This window comes from Sphingomonas sp. Leaf242, from assembly GCF_001422045.1.
Taxonomy (GTDB): Bacteria; Pseudomonadota; Alphaproteobacteria; order Sphingomonadales; family Sphingomonadaceae; genus Sphingomonas.
The window spans coordinates 267,940-285,258 of record NZ_LMLW01000011.1 but is presented as its reverse complement, the minus strand read 5'-3'; the positions used below and the strand labels follow the sequence as shown (position 1 = coordinate 285,258).

Annotated in this window: 19 protein-coding genes; 8 read left to right on the top strand and 11 right to left on the bottom strand. The window is 66.3% G+C overall.

Annotated elements, in window-relative coordinates; translation table 11 throughout:
- Positions 1 to 14: 14 nt before the first annotated feature.
- Positions 15 to 1,325 (top strand): sensor histidine kinase, encoded by a 1,311-nt coding sequence (locus ASF09_RS17185; protein ID WP_056055981.1) that lies wholly within the window; start codon positions 15 to 17, stop codon positions 1,323 to 1,325.
- A gap of 143 nt (positions 1,326 to 1,468) precedes the next feature.
- On the opposite strand, the gene ASF09_RS17180 is transcribed toward ASF09_RS17185, so the two are convergent.
- The gene (locus tag ASF09_RS17180) at positions 1,469 to 2,371 is read right to left on the bottom strand and encodes a prephenate dehydratase (protein WP_060527300.1); all 903 of its coding nucleotides are present in this window, start codon (positions 2,369 to 2,371) and stop codon (positions 1,469 to 1,471) included.
- A gap of 104 nt (positions 2,372 to 2,475) precedes the next feature.
- On the opposite strand from ASF09_RS17180, the gene ASF09_RS17175 reads away from it, so the two are divergent.
- Positions 2,476 to 3,195: a c-type cytochrome gene (locus ASF09_RS17175; protein ID WP_060527356.1), complete on the top strand. Its 720-nt coding sequence runs from the start codon at positions 2,476 to 2,478 to the stop codon at positions 3,193 to 3,195.
- 138 nt (positions 3,196 to 3,333) lie between these two features.
- Here the strand turns inward: ASF09_RS17175 and ASF09_RS17170 are convergent, their stop codons facing one another.
- Both ASF09_RS17170 and ASF09_RS17165 read right to left on the bottom strand, forming a co-directional pair.
- Positions 3,334 to 4,218: a TIGR00730 family Rossman fold protein gene (locus ASF09_RS17170; RefSeq protein ID WP_060527299.1), complete on the bottom strand. Its 885-nt coding sequence runs from the start codon at positions 4,216 to 4,218 to the stop codon at positions 3,334 to 3,336.
- Between the two features lie 46 nt (positions 4,219 to 4,264).
- Positions 4,265 to 4,918, bottom strand: coding sequence for an extensin family protein (locus ASF09_RS17165; protein ID WP_060527298.1), 654 nt, complete (start codon positions 4,916 to 4,918; stop codon positions 4,265 to 4,267).
- A 234-nt stretch (positions 4,919 to 5,152) separates the two neighbouring features.
- Here ASF09_RS17165 and ASF09_RS17160 point away from each other — a divergent pair, with 234 nt between their 5' ends.
- From ASF09_RS17160 to ASF09_RS17140, 5 genes are all read left to right on the top strand, one after another.
- Positions 5,153 to 6,307, top strand: coding sequence for a phosphoserine transaminase (locus tag ASF09_RS17160; RefSeq protein ID WP_060527297.1), 1,155 nt, complete (start codon positions 5,153 to 5,155; stop codon positions 6,305 to 6,307).
- A gap of 220 nt (positions 6,308 to 6,527) precedes the next feature.
- Positions 6,528 to 8,105, top strand: coding sequence for a phosphoglycerate dehydrogenase (gene serA / locus ASF09_RS17155; protein ID WP_056061130.1), 1,578 nt, complete (start codon positions 6,528 to 6,530; stop codon positions 8,103 to 8,105).
- A 125-nt stretch (positions 8,106 to 8,230) separates the two neighbouring features.
- Positions 8,231 to 8,584: an endonuclease domain-containing protein gene (locus tag ASF09_RS17150; protein WP_235529871.1), complete on the top strand. Its 354-nt coding sequence runs from the start codon at positions 8,231 to 8,233 to the stop codon at positions 8,582 to 8,584.
- Positions 8,581 to 9,681: an ATP phosphoribosyltransferase regulatory subunit gene (locus ASF09_RS17145; protein ID WP_060527296.1), complete on the top strand. Its 1,101-nt coding sequence runs from the start codon at positions 8,581 to 8,583 to the stop codon at positions 9,679 to 9,681. Before ASF09_RS17150 ends, ASF09_RS17145 begins: the two co-directional genes overlap by 4 nt.
- Positions 9,682 to 9,711: 30 nt before the next feature.
- On the top strand, positions 9,712 to 11,001 hold the full coding sequence (locus ASF09_RS17140; protein WP_060527295.1) for an adenylosuccinate synthase: 1,290 nt from the start codon (positions 9,712 to 9,714) through the stop codon (positions 10,999 to 11,001).
- A gap of 62 nt (positions 11,002 to 11,063) precedes the next feature.
- Here ASF09_RS17140 and ASF09_RS17135 read toward each other — a convergent pair whose 3' ends face one another.
- The 7 genes from ASF09_RS17135 to ASF09_RS17105 all read right to left on the bottom strand — a co-directional run bounded on the left by ASF09_RS17135 (position 11,064) and on the right by ASF09_RS17105 (position 15,912).
- Entirely contained in the window at positions 11,064 to 11,495 is a 432-nt protein-coding gene (locus tag ASF09_RS17135) for a hypothetical protein (RefSeq protein ID WP_060527294.1), read from the bottom strand.
- Between the two features lie 56 nt (positions 11,496 to 11,551).
- Positions 11,552 to 12,619, bottom strand: coding sequence for a chorismate synthase (gene aroC / locus ASF09_RS17130; protein ID WP_060527293.1), 1,068 nt, complete (start codon positions 12,617 to 12,619; stop codon positions 11,552 to 11,554).
- On the bottom strand, positions 12,616 to 12,969 hold the full coding sequence (locus ASF09_RS17125; RefSeq protein ID WP_060527292.1) for a DUF2442 domain-containing protein: 354 nt from the start codon (positions 12,967 to 12,969) through the stop codon (positions 12,616 to 12,618). Before ASF09_RS17125 ends, aroC begins: the two co-directional genes overlap by 4 nt.
- Positions 12,953 to 13,165 (bottom strand): DUF4160 domain-containing protein, encoded by a 213-nt coding sequence (locus tag ASF09_RS17120; protein ID WP_235524614.1) that lies wholly within the window; start codon positions 13,163 to 13,165, stop codon positions 12,953 to 12,955. Before ASF09_RS17120 ends, ASF09_RS17125 begins: the two co-directional genes overlap by 17 nt.
- Before the next feature lie 35 nt (positions 13,166 to 13,200).
- A complete protein-coding gene (gene fabI / locus ASF09_RS17115) occupies positions 13,201 to 13,992 on the bottom strand; it encodes an enoyl-ACP reductase FabI (RefSeq protein ID WP_060527290.1) in 792 nt (263 codons plus the stop codon).
- Between the two features lie 23 nt (positions 13,993 to 14,015).
- The gene (locus tag ASF09_RS17110) at positions 14,016 to 14,891 is read right to left on the bottom strand and encodes a YihY/virulence factor BrkB family protein (RefSeq protein ID WP_231420838.1); all 876 of its coding nucleotides are present in this window, start codon (positions 14,889 to 14,891) and stop codon (positions 14,016 to 14,018) included.
- Between the two features lie 82 nt (positions 14,892 to 14,973).
- Positions 14,974 to 15,912, bottom strand: coding sequence for a DnaJ C-terminal domain-containing protein (locus ASF09_RS17105; protein WP_082444372.1), 939 nt, complete (start codon positions 15,910 to 15,912; stop codon positions 14,974 to 14,976).
- Positions 15,913 to 16,006: 94 nt separating this feature from the next.
- Between ASF09_RS17105 and ASF09_RS17100 the strand changes: the two genes are divergently transcribed.
- Positions 16,007 to 16,150 carry a hypothetical protein gene (locus ASF09_RS17100; protein WP_156359409.1) on the top strand — a complete coding sequence of 48 codons (144 nt, stop codon included), beginning with the start codon at positions 16,007 to 16,009 and terminating at the stop codon, positions 16,148 to 16,150.
- 117 nt (positions 16,151 to 16,267) lie between these two features.
- Here the strand turns inward: ASF09_RS17100 and ASF09_RS17095 are convergent, their stop codons facing one another.
- Positions 16,268 to 17,170: a transglutaminase family protein gene (locus ASF09_RS17095; RefSeq protein ID WP_060527287.1), complete on the bottom strand. Its 903-nt coding sequence runs from the start codon at positions 17,168 to 17,170 to the stop codon at positions 16,268 to 16,270.
- Between the last annotated feature and the right edge of the window lie 149 nt (positions 17,171 to 17,319).

The following is a 17,319-nucleotide window of genomic DNA, read 5'->3' as shown; positions in this document are numbered from 1 at the left end:
CGCTGTCGCGGCGCATGATCCTGATTGCGGCGGTATGGATCGGCGTGCTGCTCAGCGGCGGCGGGTTCGCGCTTGATAGGGTGCTGTCGGCGGCGGTGACGCGCAACTTCGACGACCAGCTCGAATATGTCCTGCGCTCGCTGCTGAACTCGTCCGAGATCGGGCCCGACGGCGAGGTGATCTTCACCCGCGACGCCGCCGCCGATCAGCGTTTCGTCGAACCCTATTCGGGTCTGTACTGGCAGGTGTCGGGCAAGGGACACGAAGATTTTCCGTCGCGGTCGCTCTGGGACCGGCATCTGGCGTTCGGCGGGACGCATGACGACCGCAACGCGCATTTCTACGACAGCTCGCAATTCCCCGACGAGCAGCTGCGGATCGTCGAGCGCGACGCGGTCATCCCGGGTTCGAAGGTGCATTGGCGGTTCCAGGTCGCGCAGAGCCGCGACGGGCTCAATGCGCAGATCACCACCTTGCGGCGCACGCTCGTCCGCAGCTTCGCCTTGCTCGGGCTCGGGTTGATCGTACTGGCGGCGCTGCAGACGTTCTACGGTCTCTGGCCATTGCGGCGGGTGCGCGAGGAGATCGCGCGGATGCGTGCGGGGCAAGCGAACCGCGTGTCGAGGGCGATGCCGGTCGAGGTCGCGCCGATGGTCGAGGAACTGAACGCGCTGATCGAGCATAACGAACGCCAGGCGGAGGAGGCGCGGCGGCATGCCGGCAACTTGGCGCACGCGCTCAAGACGCCGCTGACGGTGATCATGAACGCGGCGACGGCGCAGTCGGACGACCTGGCCGACACGGTCATCCGCGAGGCTCGGACGATGCGGCGGCAGGTCGACCATCACCTCGCGCGGGCGCGGGCTGTCGGGCGTCGCGGGTCCGCGCACAGCCGTGCCGAGGTATGGCCGAGCCTGGAGTCGGTCGAGCGTGCGGTCGGGCGGCTGTACCGCCATGTGCGGATCGACGTGACCGGACCGCGCGGGTTGCAGGTGCATGTCGAGCGGCAGGATCTCGACGAGATGCTCGGCAACCTGATCGAGAACGCCGCGAAGTACGGCGGCGGCAGCGTGTTCGTGACGGTTGGCGCGCAGGCGGGATTCGTCGAGTTCCTGGTCGAGGACGACGGCGTCGGTATTCCTGAGGAGGAGCGGGTGCGAATCTTCGATCGCGGCGTGCGGCTGGATACGGGGAAGCCGGGGACGGGGCTTGGGTTGGCGATCGTGCGGGACGTGGCGGAGATCTACGAGGGGACGGTTGCGCTTGAGGAGAGCGAGGACCTTGGTGGCTTGCTAGTGCGGTTGAGACTACCCGCGGCGAACTAAGTGGTACTAAAACCGACGCTAACCGTCCGTCATCCTGACGAAAGTCAGGATCCAGGGTAACAAAGGCGGCGCTCTATGGCTCTGGATCCTGACTTTCGTCAGGATGACGGCGACGGCGACGGCGACGGCGACGGTGATGGTGGCTACCCCCGCGACCGCGCCTGCCGATACGTCCCCAGCACCCGCAGCCATTTCGAATGGAACCCCAGTTCCTCCAGCGCGTGGTCGAGGTTCGCGTCGCCCGGCTTGCCCACTACGTCCGCATAGAACTCCGTCGCGGAGAAACTGCCGTTGCGCTGATAGCTCTCCAGCTTGGTGATGTTCACGCCGTTGGTCGCGAACCCGCCGACCGCCTTGTAGAGCGCGGCAGGGACGTTCCGCACCTCGAAGATCAGCGTCGTCATCCATTCGCCACCGGCCGGCTCTTGCGCCGCGGGCGGCTTGCTGCCGCGCGCAAGCACCACGAACCGAGTCGTGTTGTGGTCCGCGTCGGCGATGTCGGTCGCGAGCAACTCCAACCCGTACAGCCCGGCCGCAGCAGGTGGCGCGAGCGCGGCGATTGCCGGATCTCCCAGCTCGGCGACCTTGGCGGCGGCCCCCGCGGTGTCGGGATAGCTCACCGGCTCGATCCCGTGCGCCTTCAGCCAGTGTCGGCACTGCCCGAGCGCCTGTGGATGGCTCATCGCCTGACGGATACCGTCGCGCGGCCCTGCGCCCATCAGCGCATGGCGGATCGGCAGGAAATGCTCGCCGGTGATGACCAGACCCGATTCGGGGAGCAGGAAGTGGATGTCGGCGACGCGACCGTGCAGTGAATTCTCGATCGGGATGATCGCGCAGTCGGCGCGGCCGTCCTTCACCGCGTCGATCGCGTCGGAGAAATCGAAACAGGGCAGGGGCAGGCCGTCGGGGAAAGCCTCGACCGCGGCAACATGGCTGTTCGCGCCCGGCGCTCCCTGGAACGCGACCGCGCGCGCGGGCTCGGCGGCGGCGGCCTCGGTCATCCGCGCGACGATCGGGCGGGCGGGGGCGGCGAAGTTTTCCATGCGCAGGCCGAGTAGAGAGCTGCCGCCCGCCAGACAAGCGCGGCTTGCGGTGCGCGCCAGCGTTTTCTATGGCTATCCCAAACAGAACAGGGCGGATGCACAAGATGGACAATCGGACCAATACGATCGCCGGCTGGGTGCTCGCAGGCTGTGGTGCGGCGCTCGGGCTGTCGATCGTCGGCGGGATGATGTTCCACGGCGAGCGCCCCGAGAAGATGGGCTATGCGATCGAGGGCGTGGTCGCCGAGGGCGGCGAGGGTGCCGCCGCCGACGTGCCGATCGCCTCGTTGCTGCCGACCGCCGACGCCGCCAAGGGCGCCGAAGTGTTCAAGAAGTGCGCCGCCTGCCACACCATCAACCAGGGCGGCGCGAACGGCGTCGGCCCGAACCTGTACGGCACGGTCGGCGAGGAAATCGCCAAGGGCAAGGCCGGGTACGCCTTCTCGTCGGCGCTGGCCGGGATCGGCGGCAAGTGGGACTTTGACAAGCTGAACGCCTGGCTGACCTCGCCGCGCAAGTTCGCGCCGGGGACGAAGATGACGTTTGCGGGCCTCGGCAACGCGCAGGACCGCGCGAACGTGATCCTGTATCTCAACCAGCAGGGCTCGAACGTGCCGTTGCCGGCGGCGCCTGCGGCTGGTGCTGCTCCGGCGGCTGGCAAGGATGCTGCGGCGAAGGATCAGCCGGCGACGGCGAATGCGGCGGAAGCGGCGGCCACGAAGGGCGCGCCGACTGCGGATATCGCGAATACCGGAACGCCGGCCTCCGGTGCACCATCGGTCGATCCAGAAGCAGCCCGCAAGGGCGCCCGCTCGGAGAAGTAATTTTTCTACTCCCTCTCCCCTGCGGGGAGAGGGCTGGGGTGAGGGGCTGTTCCAGGCGGAGCATTGCTTGGCTGCCCCTCACCCCGACCCTCTCCCCGGAAGGGGAGAGGGAGCAGAAGGGATTTCCCCTGGGAAAGCTCAGCTCTCGGCGGCTTCCTTCTCCGCCCGCTCGCGATAGAACGACTGCACCGCGTCCCAGGCCTCGTCGGCGGTCTCGACGTAGCGGAAGATCCCCAGGTCCTTCTCGCTGACGACGCCTTCCTCGACCAGCGCGTCGAAATTCACGACCCGCTCCCAGAACTGGCGCCCGAACAGCAACACTGGGATCGGCTGGATCTTGCCCGTCTGGATCAGCGTCAGCAGCTCGAACACCTCGTCGAACGTCCCGAACCCACCCGGAAACGCAGCAAGCGCCCGCGCATGCAGCAGGAAGTGCATCTTCCTGAGCGCGAAATAGTGGAACTGCACGGACAGCGACGGCGTGACGTACGGGTTCGGCGCCTGCTCGTGCGGCAGGACGATGTTCAGCCCGATCGACTCGGCACCGACGTCGTCCGCGCCGCGGTTCGCCGCTTCCATGATCGACGGACCGCCGCCCGAGCACACCACGAACTGCCGCCAGCCACGCTCGTCGCGCGGCAGCACGCTGACCTTGGCGGCCAGCTCGCGCGCGACGTCGTAATATTTCGACTTCTCGACCAGCCGCTCGGCGATCTTCTTCGACTTGTCATCGGTGGCAAGCTTCAGCAAAGCCTGCGCCTTGGACGGCTCGGGAATGCGCGCGGAGCCGTAGAACACGAACGTCGAACCGATCTTGGCCTCGTCGAGGACGAGTTCGGTCTTCAGCAGTTCGAGCTGGAACCGCACCGGCCGCAGGTCTTCGCGCAACAGGAAATCCATGTCCTGGAAGGCGAGCCGGTAATGCGGGTGCTGCGTCTGGGGGGTGGAAACGGAGTCGCGGGCGGACTCGGCATCCTGGCTGGCGTTCGGAAAAACGCGCGATGGTACTCGTGTATCGGTCATTCAGGCGCGATTAGAGGAAACACGAGGGGAGGGCTAGAGCGGTGCGCTAGCGGCAGAAATTGGCGTGATCGTCTTCGAGATGGAGGTGGTTGCGGTGCGCGGCGTTGTAGTCGGGGCTGAGCACCGTGCCGAACCGCTTGCAGGCCGACGCGCGGATCGTCTGGAGGAATTGCCGGACCTGCGGGTCGGCCGAGTTCCAGTCGTTCAGCACGGTGATACGCCGGCCGTCCTTCAGGACGAAACCGCCGATATCGATCGCGTTGGCGATCGCGTGGCCCGAGCGGCGGGTGGGACCGCGCGTGGAGCCGACCACGTTGCGACACGCATAGCTCCCCATGCTGTCGACCCGCGCGAGTTCGCTGCCGAGCATCTGGTACGCGGCGGGCGCGACTGCGTTGCGCGTCCAGCCAATGAACGCGCGGGCCGCACCGCACCGGACCGCGGTGAGGTTGGCGACCGGCACGCCGATGTCGACCAGCTTGACGGTGCCGTTTAGGCCGCAGCCGGGACCGGTCTCGCGGTCGGGCAGGACCTGGAACGAGACGTGCAACTCGCGCAGGTCGGCGAGACACTGCGCGGTTTCGCGGTTGCTTGGGACGGAGAGGTTGGGGCGAGTCTTGGTCGGTGCCGTGGGGCGATCGGCACGTCCGCAGGCGGCTAAAGTCAGTGCGAGAGTCGCTACTACCACCCACTCCGTCATGCCGGGCCTGTTCCGGCATCCACTCATCGTCTTGTCCCCCATGCCTAAGGCCGTGCGGCACGGTGGACCCCGGGACAAGCCCGGGGTGACGGAGCGAGTTTGGCGCACGGTGGGGCGAGTCCCGCCGCCGCGCGCTTGCAATCGAACGCGGTTGACACCCCCGCGAACGCCGTTAGGGCCGGCGACGGGCCACGCGGTCCCAACGCCGCGCGTGCTCTCTGTGAGGAGAGATACATGACTGATACGACCTACGCACCCGCTACAAATGCGCCTGCACTGCCCGCTACGAAGCCGGCGCGTCCCTTTTTCAGCTCCGGTCCCTGCGCGAAACCTCCGGGTTGGTCCGCGGACAAGCTTGCCACCGATTCGCTCGGTCGCTCGCATCGCTCGAAGATCGGCAAGACCCGCCTCCAGTACAGCATCGACCTGATGCGCGAACTGCTGAAGCTCCCCGATACGCACCGCATCGGCATCGTCCCCGGTTCCGACACCGGCGCGTACGAGATGGCGATGTGGACGATGCTGGGCGCCAAGCCCGTCACCGCGCTGGCGTGGGAAAGCTTCGGCGAAGGCTGGGTCACGGACGCGGTCAAGCAGCTCAAGATCGACCCCACGGTGGTGCGCGCCGATTACGGCCAACTGCCCGATCTCGACGCGGTCGACTGGTCGAACGACGTGCTGTTCACCTGGAACGGCACCACCAGCGGCGTGCGCGTGCCGAACGCCGACTGGATTCCCGACGACCGCGAGGGTCTCTCGTTCGCCGATGCGACCAGCGGCGTGTTTGCCTACGATATCGACTGGACGAAGATCGACGTTGCGACCTTCTCGTGGCAGAAAGTGCTCGGCGGGGAGGGCGCGCACGGCGTGCTGATTCTCGGGCCGCGCGCGGTCGAGCGGCTTGAAACGTACACCCCCGCCTGGCCGCTGCCGAAGGTGTTTCGCCTCGTCTCGAAGGGCAAGCTCACCGAGGGCGTGTTCAAGGGCGAGACGATCAACACGCCGTCGATGCTGGCGGTCGAAGATGCGATCTTCAGCCTCGAATGGGCGAAGTCGCTCGGCGAAGATGGGCTGATCAAGCGGTCGGATGCGAATGCTGCTGCTTTGGACAAGATCGTCGCGGAGCGCGATTGGCTGGGGCATCTGGCGGTCGATCCGGCGACGCGGTCGAAGACCAGCGTGTGCCTCACGGTCGAGGGTGCGGACGAGGCGCTGATCAAGGCGATGGCTTCGGCGCTCGAGAAAGCTGGCGCAGCGTATGACGTGGCGGGTTACCGCGATGCGCCTCCGGGCTTGCGGATCTGGTGCGGCGCGACCGTCGACACCGCCGATATCGAAGCGCTCGGCCCCTGGCTCGACTGGGCCTACGCGACCGCCAAGGCCGCCTAACTAGCTACTACGCTTTTTCCCTTAGCCCTCCTTCCAACAACCACCACCTTTCCGTCATCCCGGCGGACGCCGGGACCCACGGATACCGCCCGCTTCGTAATGGGCGCTCCGTGTCCATAGCTCCCGGCGTCCGCCGGGATGACGGAGCTAAGGATGGTGAGGGAAGGGGGGAACAAGAGGCGAAGCCTTCAAATCCCCCGAAATTCCTAGGAGCAATCCCATGCCAAAAGTCCTCATTTCCGACAAAATGGATCCCCGCGCAGCGCAGATCTTCCGCGAGCGCGGCGTCGAGGTCGACGAGATCACCGGCAAGACGCCCGCCGAACTGATCGCGATCATCGGCGAGTATGACGGCCTCGCGATCCGCAGCTCGACCAAGGTTACAAAAGAAATCCTCGAGCACGCGACCAACCTGAAGGTCGTCGGCCGCGCCGGGATCGGCGTCGATAACGTCGACATCCCCGCCGCGTCGGCGAAGGGCGTCGTCGTGATGAACACCCCGTTCGGCAACTCGATCACCACCGCCGAGCACGCGATCGCGCTGATGTTCGCGCTCGCCCGGCAACTCCCGGAAGCGGACGCTTCGACTCAGGCCGGCAAGTGGGAGAAGAACCGCTTCATGGGCGTCGAGCTGACGTCGAAGACGCTCGGCCTGATCGGTGCGGGCAATATCGGCTCGATCGTCGCCGACCGTGCGCGCGGGCTCAAGATGAAGGTCGTCGCGTTCGATCCGTTCCTGACGCCCGAGCGTGCGATCGAAATCGGCGTCGAGAAGGTCACGCTCGACGAACTGCTCGCGCGCGCCGACTTCATCACGCTGCACACCCCGCTGACCGACCAGACGCGCAACATCCTCTCGGCCGAGGCGCTCGCCAAGACCAAGAAGGGCGTCCGCATCATCAACTGCGCGCGCGGCGGCCTGATCGACGAGGTCGCGCTGAAGGCGGCGCTCGATTCGGGGCAGGTCGGCGGCGCCGCGCTCGACGTGTTCGTCGAGGAGCCCGCCAAGGCATCGCCGTTGTTCAACACGCCGAACTTCGTCAGCACGCCGCATCTCGGCGCGTCGACGACTGAGGCGCAGGTCAACGTCGCGATCCAGGTCGCCGAGCAGATGGCCGATTTCCTGATGTCGGGCGGCGTTACGAATGCGCTCAACATGCCGTCGCTGTCGGCCGAGGAAGCGCCGAAGCTGAAGCCGTACATGGCGCTGGCGGAGAAGCTCGGCTCGCTGGTCGGGCAGTTGACGACGGGCGCGGTATCGCGGATTTCGGTGCATACCGAAGGTGCCGCGGCCGATCTGAACGCGAAGCCGATCGTGAGCGCGGTGCTCGCCGGCTATCTCCAGACGCAGACCGCGACGGTCAACATGGTCAACGCACCGGTATTGGCGCGCGAGCGTGGTCTTGAGGTTCGGGAAGTGCGTACCGAGCGTGAGGCGGATTATCACACGCTGCTGCGCGTCGCGGTGAAGACCGAGGATGGCGAGCGGTCTGTGGCCGGCACGCTGTTCGGCGATTCGGCGCCGCGGTTGGTCGAACTGCTGGGGATCAAGATCGAGGCCGATCTGGCGGGGCCGATGCTGTACGTCGTCAACGAGGATGCGCCTGGGTTCATCGGGCGTCTCGGGACGGCGTTGGGCGAGGCTGGGGTGAATATCGGGACGTTCCACCTCGGGCGCCGTTCGGCGGGCGGCGAGGCGGTGTTGCTGCTCTCGGTCGACGAAGCCGTGACGCCTGACCTGCTCACCAAGGTCCGCGCGCTGCCAGGCGTAAAGACCGCAATGGGCCTGAACTTCTAAGCCTGCTACGCTCTTCTAAAGCCCTCTCCCTTCCGGGGAGAGGGTTGGGTGAGGGGCAGTTGGGAAGGGCATCGCTCGCGGCGCCCCTCACCCCGACCCTCTCCCCGGAAGGGGGAGAGGGAGCAGTGAAGGTCGACGACCTACTTCTCGATCGCGCCAAGCGGATGCGGCGGGAGCCAACTCCTGCGGAGGCCAAGCTCTGGCGTCACCTTCGTGGTCGACAGATAAGCAACACCAAATTCTCCCGCCAACTCGTCGTCGGTCCCTACGTCGCCGACTACTGCGCCCGCGACGCGAAACTCGTCATCGAGGTTGACGGCGATACGCATAGTGACCAAGCGCGCGACGCAAGCCGAACGGATTGGCTCCAAAGACAGGGATATCGCGTGATACGGTTCAGCAACGCCGACATCATGTCCGAGATGGACGGGGTCTGGCAGGTCATATCTGCAGCCCTCACAGCGGAGTCTGCGAAGTGACCGCACTCCTCCCCGAAGGTTTCCGAGATCGCCTCCCCCCGTTCGCCGATTCGGCAGCGGCACTGGAAGCCCGCGTGCTCGAAGCGGCGCGTCTCCACGGCTACGAGCGCGTCGATCCGCCGCTCGCCGAATTCGCCGATGGGCTTGAGATGCGCCTCAAAGCCGGCGGGCTGCACGACGCAGTGCGCTTCGTCGATCCAGTGTCGCAGCGCACGCTTGCAATCCGGCCGGACATTACCGCACAGGTCGCGCGGATCGCCGCCACTAGGATGGGGCATCACCCTCGGCCGGTTCGGCTGAGCTATGCAGGTTCCGTGCTGAAACTGCGCGCGTCGCAGCTCGCCCCCGCGCGCGAGACCCGGCAGATTGGGTGTGAGTTGATCGGGCTCGACTCGGTTGCCGCGGCGCAGGAGCTCGTCGCGGTTGCAGTCGACATGATCGCGGCCGCCGACGTTACCGGTGCGTCGATCGACTTTACGCTGCCCGATTTGGTGCCGACGCTCGCCGCTGGGCCGCTCCCCGTGGCGGATGACCTCGTCGCAACCTTGCGCGATCGCCTCGACGCGAAGGATGCCGGCGCCGTCGCCGCGCTCGCCCCCGCCTACCTCCCGCTGATCGAAGCCGCCGGGCCGTTCGACCAAGCAATGGACCGCCTCCGCGTCTTCGACACCACCAGCGCGCTCGCCTCCCGCCTCGACGGCCTCGCACGGATCGCTGAGGCGCTCGATGGCCGCGTCGCGCTCACGCTCGACCCGACCGAGCGGCACGGCTTCGAATATCAGACGTGGCTCGGTTTCTCGCTATTCGCCGACGGTAGCGCACGCGAAGTCGGCCGCGGTGGCACCTACACCGTCGTCCACGAAAACGGTGCAGAGGAGGCCGCGACCGGTTTCTCGTTGTTCGCCGATGCGCTCGTCGAGCGCGTGGCAACAGTCGACCGCCGCCGCCTATTCCTCCCATTCGGTACCCCCGCCACCGAAGGCGCCGCGATGCGCGCGCAAGGCTGGGTCACCGTCGCCGCACTGGACGCAGGCGACACCCCCGAAGCACAAGTCTGCACGCATCTATGGGTAGCAGGCGAGCCCCGCGCGCTGTAGGCGCTGCGCGTAATCCTCAGGAGATAGAGTTTGGCCAACGTAGCAGTCATCGGCGCGCAATGGGGCGACGAAGGCAAGGGCAAGATCGTCGACTGGCTCGCCGAGCGTGCCGACATGGTCGTGCGCTTCCAGGGCGGCCACAATGCCGGCCACACGCTGGTCGTCGGCGACAACGTGTACAAGTTGTCGCTGCTGCCGTCGGGCATCGTCCGCGGCACCCCGTCGTTCATCGGCAACGGCGTGGTGCTCGATCCGTGGGCGTTAGAGGACGAGATCGCGCGATTGGGCGCACAGGGCGTCGTCGCGACGCCGGAGACGCTGCGGATCGCTGATACCTGCGCGCTGATCCTGCCGTTCCACCGCGATCTCGATGGTTTGCGCGAGGATGCCAGCGGCGCGGGGAAGATCGGCACGACCCGCCGCGGCATCGGGCCTGCGTATGAGGACAAGGTCGGCCGTCGCGCGATCCGCGTCTGCGATCTCGCGCATCTCGATGATCTCGGGCCGCAGCTCGATCGCCTTACCGCGCACCACGATGCGCTACGTGCCGGCTTTGGCGAGCCGCCGATCGACCGCGCCCGCCTGATCGCGGAACTGCGCGAGATTGCCGGTTTCGTCCTCCCATTCGCCAAGCCCGTCTGGCGCGACCTCAACGCAGCACGTTCGGCCGGGAAGCGCATCCTGTTCGAGGGCGCACAAGGCGTGCTGCTCGACGTCGATCACGGTACGTATCCGTTCGTGACCTCGTCGAACACGATCGCGGGTGCAGCGGCTGGCGGTTCTGGCCTCGGGCCATCGGCGGTTGGCTTCGTGCTCGGTATTGCCAAGGCTTACACGACGCGCGTTGGTTCGGGTCCTTTCCCGACCGAGCTCGAGAACGAAACCGGCGAACGGCTCGGCGTCCGTGGCCACGAATTCGGCACCGTCACGGGGCGTAAGCGCCGCTGCGGCTGGTTCGACGCGGTGCTGGTGCGGCAGGCGGCGGCGGTCGGTGGCATCACCGGAATCGCGCTGACCAAGATCGACGTGCTCGACGGGTTCGAGACCGTGTCGATCTGCACCGGCTACAAGTTGCGCGGCGAGACGCTCGATTATTTCCCGGCGCATGCGGCGGACCAGGCGCTGGTCGAGCCGATCTACGAGACGATGGAAGGCTGGCAGGAGACGACTGCCGGTGCGCGGAGCTGGGCCGACCTGCCGGCGCAGGCGATCAAGTATATCCGCCGGATCGAGGAGCTGATCCGCTGCCCGGTGACTTTGGTGTCGACCAGCCCGCAGCGTGCCGACACGATCCTCGTCCGCGATCCGTTCTCGGACTGAGCGGACACTAAAAAGCCGGGCGATCGCTCGCCCGGCTTTTCGTTTACCGTGGTGGTGACGGATCAGCGCGGCGTCGTCGTGCCGGTCGTCCCGCCCGTGGTCGAACCCATCGTGCCGGTGGTCGTGCCACCCATCGTGCCCGTGGTACCGGTCGTGCCACCCATCGTGCCGGTGGTGCCCGTCGTACCACCCATTGTGTCGGCACCCATCGTGCTGCCGGTCGTGCCCGACGTCGTGCCCCGCGTACGGCTGCGAGCCTTAGTGCCGCGCTGCGTGCGCGTTGTGGTCGAACGGGTGCTGGTCGAGGGGTTGGCCTGATCCATCGTGCCGGTCGACATGCCGCCGGTCGTGCTGCCCGCGGTCGAACCGCCCATGGTGCCGCCGCTCATCGTGCCACCCGTGGTGCCGCCCATCGAGCCGCCGGTGCTCGTCTGTGCCAGTGCCACGCCCGGAATGATCAGCGCTGCCGCTGCGATCGAAGTCAGAATACGCATTTCGCTCTCCTATGTTATTGAAGAGCAAGCGCTTCAGTCCTGCATAGGTTCCGACGTCAGCCGCACTGGCCCCGATGCAGCAACGCCTGATCGGCGAGCACGAGCGCGACCATCGCCTCGACCACTGGGACTCCGCGGATGCCCACGCAGGGGTCGTGACGCCCCTTGGTGGCGATCGTCGCGGCCTCGCCGGTCGGGCTGATCGTCTCGACCGGGGTGAGGATCGAGCTGGTCGGCTTGAACGCGACGCGGAGCCGAATCGGCTGGCCGGTCGCGATGCCTCCAGCAATGCCGCCCGCATGGTTGGCGAGGAACTCGGGGCCATCGACACCGGGACGCATTGGATCGGCATTCGCCTCGCCCGACAGTGCGGCGGCGGCGAACCCGTCGCCGATCTCGATGCCCTTGACCGCATTGATGCTCATGCAGGCGGACGCGAGTTCGGAATCGAGCTTGGCATAGAGCGGCGCGCCCCAACCTGCGGGCACGCCGGTCGCCTCGCACGCGATCACGGCCCCGAGCGACGAGCCCGATTTCCGCGCGGCGTCGACGAGAACCTCCCAGCGGAGCGCGGCTTCAGCGTCGGGGCAGAAGAACGGGTTCTGGTCGATCTGCGCATCGTCGAAGTTGGCCGGATCGATCGCATCGCCCCCGATCGCCTCGACCCACGCGCGGACACGGACCTGCGGCACGACGAGCCGAGCGACCGCCCCGGCCGCGACACGCGCCGCGGTTTCGCGCGCGGACGAGCGCCCGCCACCCCGGAAGTCGCGGAACCCGTATTTCGCGTCATAGGCATAGTCGGCGTGACCGGGGCGATAGGCCTTGGCGACGTCCGAATAGTCCTTCGAGCGCTGGTCGACATTCTCGATCATCAGGCTGATCGGCGTGCCGGTGGTGCGCCCCTCAAATACGCCCGAGAGGATGCGGACCGTATCCGGCTCGCGCCGCTGCGTCGTGAAGCGCGAGGTGCCGGGGCGGCGTTTGTCGAGCCAAGGCTGGATATCGGCTTCGGTCAGCGGAATGCCCGGCGGGCACCCGTCGACGACTGCACCGAGCGCAGGCCCATGCGACTCGCCCCAGGTGGTGAAGCGGAAAAGCCGTCCAAACGTATTGAAGCTCATTCCGCTGCGACCGCGTCCCAGGCGGCGCCGAACCGCTCCGCCATGTAGCGCGCTGTGCCGAAGCGGCCGGCCATGAGTCCGGCTACGGTAAAGTCTGCGTCGAGCGACTCCCAATGCAGACCAAATCCGACACCCAGAATTTCGACTTCCGCGATCTGGTCCGGGGTCGCACGATCGAAGCCCTGCAACAGCTGCGGCGGAAACGCGAACGTCGATCCATTCACCAGATCGACCACGATACGATCCTGGTCGCGATCGTAGCGCGTGCTCTTCGCCCGGGGCTTGGTCGCCATTTCGATGCGACCACGCTCGTTCGCAGCAAGGATGTCTTCGTCAGTCAGCTCGGTCATGGATTTCGACCCATTTCATCAGCAGCATTGTCTGGTTCTGAGCGACGGCGGCAAGCGCACGCCGCTGCATCGCTCCACTTAATCCTTCAGCATATATCATGCGCGGAGACCGCCCGTCGCCTCCGATCTCGACTTTCGCTTCGCCGTCTCCGAATACATGGACATGAGCCGGTGCATGATCGTCGAGGAAGATCATGAACCGCGGGCCATGCAGCCGGAGCACGGTTGGCACTAGACCAAAGCGATATCGGGGGCGTCTTCGGCCTTCATGCCGATCACATTGTAGCCGGCGTCTACGTGGTGCGTCTCGCCCGTCACGCCCGAAGCCAGGTCGCTCAGCAAATACAACCCTGCACCGCCGACGTCATCGATCGTCACGTTGCGCTTCAGCGGCGAGTTCAGCTCGTTCCACTTCAGGATCAGGCGGAAATCGCCGATGCCGCTTGCGGCCAGCGTCTTGATCGGCCCCGCCGAGATCGCATTCACGCGGATGTTATCGCGACCCAGATCGACCGCCAGATACTGCACGCTGGTCTCCAGCGCCGCCTTCGCGACCCCCATCACGTTGTAATGCGGAATGACCTTCTCCGCGCCATAGTAGCTGAGCGTCAGCATCGCGCCGCCCTCGGTCATCATCTTGGCCGCGCGCTGCGCCACCGCGACGAACGAATACACCGAGATGTTCATCGTCATCAGGAAATTGTCGAGGCTGGTATCGACGAACCGCCCGCGCAGCTCGTTCTTGTCCGAAAATCCGATCGCGTGGACGACGAAGTCGATCGTCGGCCATTCCTGCGCCAACTTGTCGAAGGTCGCATCGAGCGCGCCCATGTCCGACACGTCGCAATCGAACAGCCGCGCCACGCCCAGCTGCTCAGCAAGCGGGCGGACGCGCTTCTCCATCGTCTCGCCTTGGTAGCTGAACGCGAGGTCCGCACCCGCTTCGGACAGCTTCTTGGCGATCCCCCAGGCCAGCGACTTGTCGTTCGCCAAGCCCATGATCAGCCCACGCTTGCCCGCCATCAAACCGTTCACGCCGTCCCCGCCTATACCTGCATATCCGTAGCAGGCTGCTCTAGCGTTGTTTCGGGTGGTTCCGCCAGTGCCGCGTTCAGATGCGCACCGAATACGAGCCCGAGCCCGATGACATAGAAAAATAACAGCATGATGACGACGCCTGCCAGGCTGCCATAGGTCAGGTCGTAGCCGCCAAGCCGCGACAGGATCACCGGCAGCAACGCGGTGGCGCTGACCCACCACGCGGTCGTGAACAGCGCACCCGGCCATTTGCGGCACTTCGAATAGCGATAGCGCGACGGCGTCACCGAATAGAACAGCAGGTACAGCGCGCCGAACATGAGCAGGCCGGGGATGAGGCGAGAGAGCCCGACCCAGCCGGCTGCGTCCTGCGCGAACGGGACGAGGCGATAGATGAATTGCTCGGCGGCGGTCAGGATACCCTGGACCAAGAACGACAGCAGCGCGATCACCACCGACAGAATGATCACCGCGGACGATCCGAGCCGCGATTTCCAGAACGGTGCGGTCGCCTTGATCCCGTAGGCGCGGTGGAAGATGTCGCGGATCGTCTCGACGAAGCTGCCGACCGTCCACAACCCGACAAGCGCGCCGAGCCACAGCAGCGATCCGGTCCGCGCGGCGAGCACATCGGCGATCGGCTTGCGCAACAGGTCACCGACGTTGGGCGGCAGAACATTGAGGAACGACTCGACAGCACGCAATGTCTCGACGCTCTGCCCGAAGATCGACAGGATCGCCGCCGCGACGATGAAGAACGGAAACACCGTCATCAACGCGAGATAGGCGAGGTTCCCCGCATGGATGAAGCCATCGTTGAACACGCCAACGGCCGCGCGTTTGAAAACCTCGAACGCGTAGCTGCCTGGCCTGACCTTCGCCATGCCACGAGTGAGACGGGCGCGCGTCGCACCATGATCGTGCGCGCGCGCTTCGGGCGTTAGGGTATTGTCATTCACAACGGGTTCAGACGCCCATGGCCCCCCGCGGGTTCCCAGCGTTGCGCCCATCCCAGCTTTCAACGAACGCGGTCAGCGCCGCATCGCTGGCGGGAATATCGATCATGAGCGTGACCAACTGGTCGCCCCGCGTGCCGCCTTTCTTGTGGAAACCCTTGCCCTTCAAGCGCAACGTCTTGCCCGAGGTCGTACCCTTGGGAATCGTCAGCATCACCGGCTTGTCGACCGTCGGCGCCTTGATCGAACCGCCCAGCACCGCCTCGGCGAGCGTGATCGGCAGGTCGAGGCGGACATCGTCGCCATCGCGTGTGAAGAACTTGTGCGGCTGGACCTCGATCGTCAGGATCGCATCGCCAGCGCCGCCCGGACCCTGCTCGCCCTTGCCGGCCAGCTTCATCTGCGTGCCGGTTTCGACCCCGGCGGGGAGCTTGAGGTCGAGCGTCTTGCCGTCCGCGAGCGTCACGCGCTGTGGCTCCAGCGTCGCCGCCTCGACGAACGGCACCTGCAGGCGATACGCGGCATTCTCGCCTCTGGGCTGCGGCCGCCGACCGAAGCCGCCGGAGAACCCGCCGCCGCCGCCACGCTGCGCGCCGCCGAACAGCCCTTCGAAGATGTCGCTCATGTCGGCCCCGCCGGCGCCGCTCTCATAGCCTTCGCTGCGGAAGCCGCCACCGGGCTGCGGCCGCCCGCCGCCGCCGCCACCGAACCCGAACGGCGATGCGGGATTGCCGTCCCCGTCGATCTCGCCGCGATCGAACCGCGCGCGCTTGTCCTTGTCGTTCAGCAGGTCGTAAGCGTTGGTGACGGTGCTGAACCGCTCCGACGCCTTCGGGTTGTCCTTGTTGCGATCGGGATGAAGCTCTTTCGCGAGCTTGCGGTACGCCTTCTTGATGTCGGCTTCGGTCGCGTCGCGCGCTACACCCAGAGTCTTGTACGGATCGGCCACTTACGTCCCCATTCTAACTTGCGCGTCTATGTGGGGCGGTGCGCAGCGCAACGCAATTGCGCGCGGGGTGTTTGGTTGCACGAGAGGAACGATCGTGACCGACAAACAACCGATGCAGGGCGTGCCGAAGAACGACGACGGCGCGAAGGAGAAGGACGGCGTCAACAACGCGCCGGCCAAGGACAAGGGCGGCGAGAGCGGCGGCGGCTCGTATCCGAAACCGCACGACGAGAAATAACCCGCGTTCCGTCATTCCCGCGCAGGCGGGAACCCAGACTGGAAGGCGTGCGAGATAAGCGCGAACGTTTGCCTATATGGGTCCCCGCCTTCGCGGGGATGACGAATGTGGTCCGTGCTACCCTGTGATTGGAGGCCCGGCCTCATCCAACGGCGCAACGTCGACACTAACGTCCATGTTCTGCGCTCCCGACCCGAGCACGACCCCGTCGACCGGCGCGATCTCGGCATAATCCCGCCCGACCGCCATCACGATGTGATCGCTCGCCATCCAGATCCCGTTGGTTGGATCGACCCCGACCCAGCCGCGCACCGGCCCGCACCACAACAGCACCCACGCATGCGTGGCATCCGCCCCGACCAGCCGCGGCTGGCCCTTGGGTGGGATCGTCCGGATATACCCGGACGCATACGCCGCCGGCAGCCCCGCAGCCCGCAAGCCCGTGATCATGATCTGCGCGAAATCCTGGCACACGCCCTTGCGCTGGAGGAACGCCTCGTGCGGCGGTGTATCGACCAGCGTCGCGTCGGCATCGAATTCGAACTCAACCTGGATCCGCCGCGCAAGCGCGATCCCGGCCTCCAGTGCTCCCCTCGAAGGATCAAGATCGACCGCGCAATAGTCCGCGATCGCCTGGTCGAGCGGGATCAGCGGCGAGGGATAGATGTAGTTCGCCGGGCTCGCCGCGGAGAGATCGGTGCTGGTCCGCGCCATTGCCGCGATTTCGCTCAGCGTCGGATCGCTCGCATCGGGCACAGGCACGAGCCGGTCCACCGTCATCCGCGACCGGCTCTCGATCGTCAGGTGGCGAACCGGGCTGTCGACCACCAGCCGCGTAACGTTGGCGAGTCCCGCCTCAGCGCGCGCGGGACTGGTCCGCCCAGCTGGATGCACCGACAGCGCGTAGCTATCCAGACGCTGCCCCGGCCAATCGATCGGCTTCAACCGCAGATTGCACCGCGCAAACTTCACGCTTGCGCCGTAGTCGAACGTCGTGACGTGGCGAATATCGTAGATCATGAAAATCCTCCCCGGCACGGGGAGGGGGACCGCCAGCTTGCTGGTGGTGGAGGGGGGGCGCCACGAAGGATACGCCGGTGGAGAGCCCCCTCCACCATGCGCTGCATGGTCCCCCTCCCCGTACCGGGGAGGATTTGCAGCGTCACGCC

What these genes read in the sequence shown, in the direction of transcription:
- ASF09_RS17095 (WP_060527287.1), bottom strand. Translation starts at nt 17,170, where the DNA reads ATGATCTACGATATTCGCCACGTCACGACGTTCGACTACGGCGCAAGC.
- ASF09_RS17135 (WP_060527294.1), bottom strand. Translation starts at nt 11,495, where the DNA reads ATGCGTATTCTGACTTCGATCGCAGCGGCAGCGCTGATCATTCCGGGC.
- ASF09_RS17125 (WP_060527292.1), bottom strand. Translation starts at nt 12,969, where the DNA reads ATGACCGAGCTGACTGACGAAGACATCCTTGCTGCGAACGAGCGTGGT.
- ASF09_RS17160 (WP_060527297.1), top strand. Translation starts at nt 5,153, where the DNA reads ATGACTGATACGACCTACGCACCCGCTACAAATGCGCCTGCACTGCCC.
- ASF09_RS17180 (WP_060527300.1), bottom strand. Translation starts at nt 2,371, where the DNA reads ATGGAAAACTTCGCCGCCCCCGCCCGCCCGATCGTCGCGCGGATGACC.
- ASF09_RS17175 (WP_060527356.1), top strand. Translation starts at nt 2,476, where the DNA reads ATGGACAATCGGACCAATACGATCGCCGGCTGGGTGCTCGCAGGCTGT.
- aroC (WP_060527293.1), bottom strand. Translation starts at nt 12,619, where the DNA reads ATGAGCTTCAATACGTTTGGACGGCTTTTCCGCTTCACCACCTGGGGC.
- ASF09_RS17170 (WP_060527299.1), bottom strand. Translation starts at nt 4,218, where the DNA reads ATGACCGATACACGAGTACCATCGCGCGTTTTTCCGAACGCCAGCCAG.
- ASF09_RS17110 (WP_231420838.1), bottom strand. Translation starts at nt 14,891, where the DNA reads ATGGCGAAGGTCAGGCCAGGCAGCTACGCGTTCGAGGTTTTCAAACGC.
- serA (WP_056061130.1), top strand. Translation starts at nt 6,528, where the DNA reads ATGCCAAAAGTCCTCATTTCCGACAAAATGGATCCCCGCGCAGCGCAG.
- ASF09_RS17120 (WP_235524614.1), bottom strand. Translation starts at nt 13,165, where the DNA reads ATGATCTTCCTCGACGATCATGCACCGGCTCATGTCCATGTATTCGGA.
- ASF09_RS17185 (WP_056055981.1), top strand. Translation starts at nt 15, where the DNA reads ATGATCCTGATTGCGGCGGTATGGATCGGCGTGCTGCTCAGCGGCGGC.
- fabI (WP_060527290.1), bottom strand. Translation starts at nt 13,992, where the DNA reads ATGGCGGGCAAGCGTGGGCTGATCATGGGCTTGGCGAACGACAAGTCG.
- ASF09_RS17165 (WP_060527298.1), bottom strand. Translation starts at nt 4,918, where the DNA reads ATGACGGAGTGGGTGGTAGTAGCGACTCTCGCACTGACTTTAGCCGCC.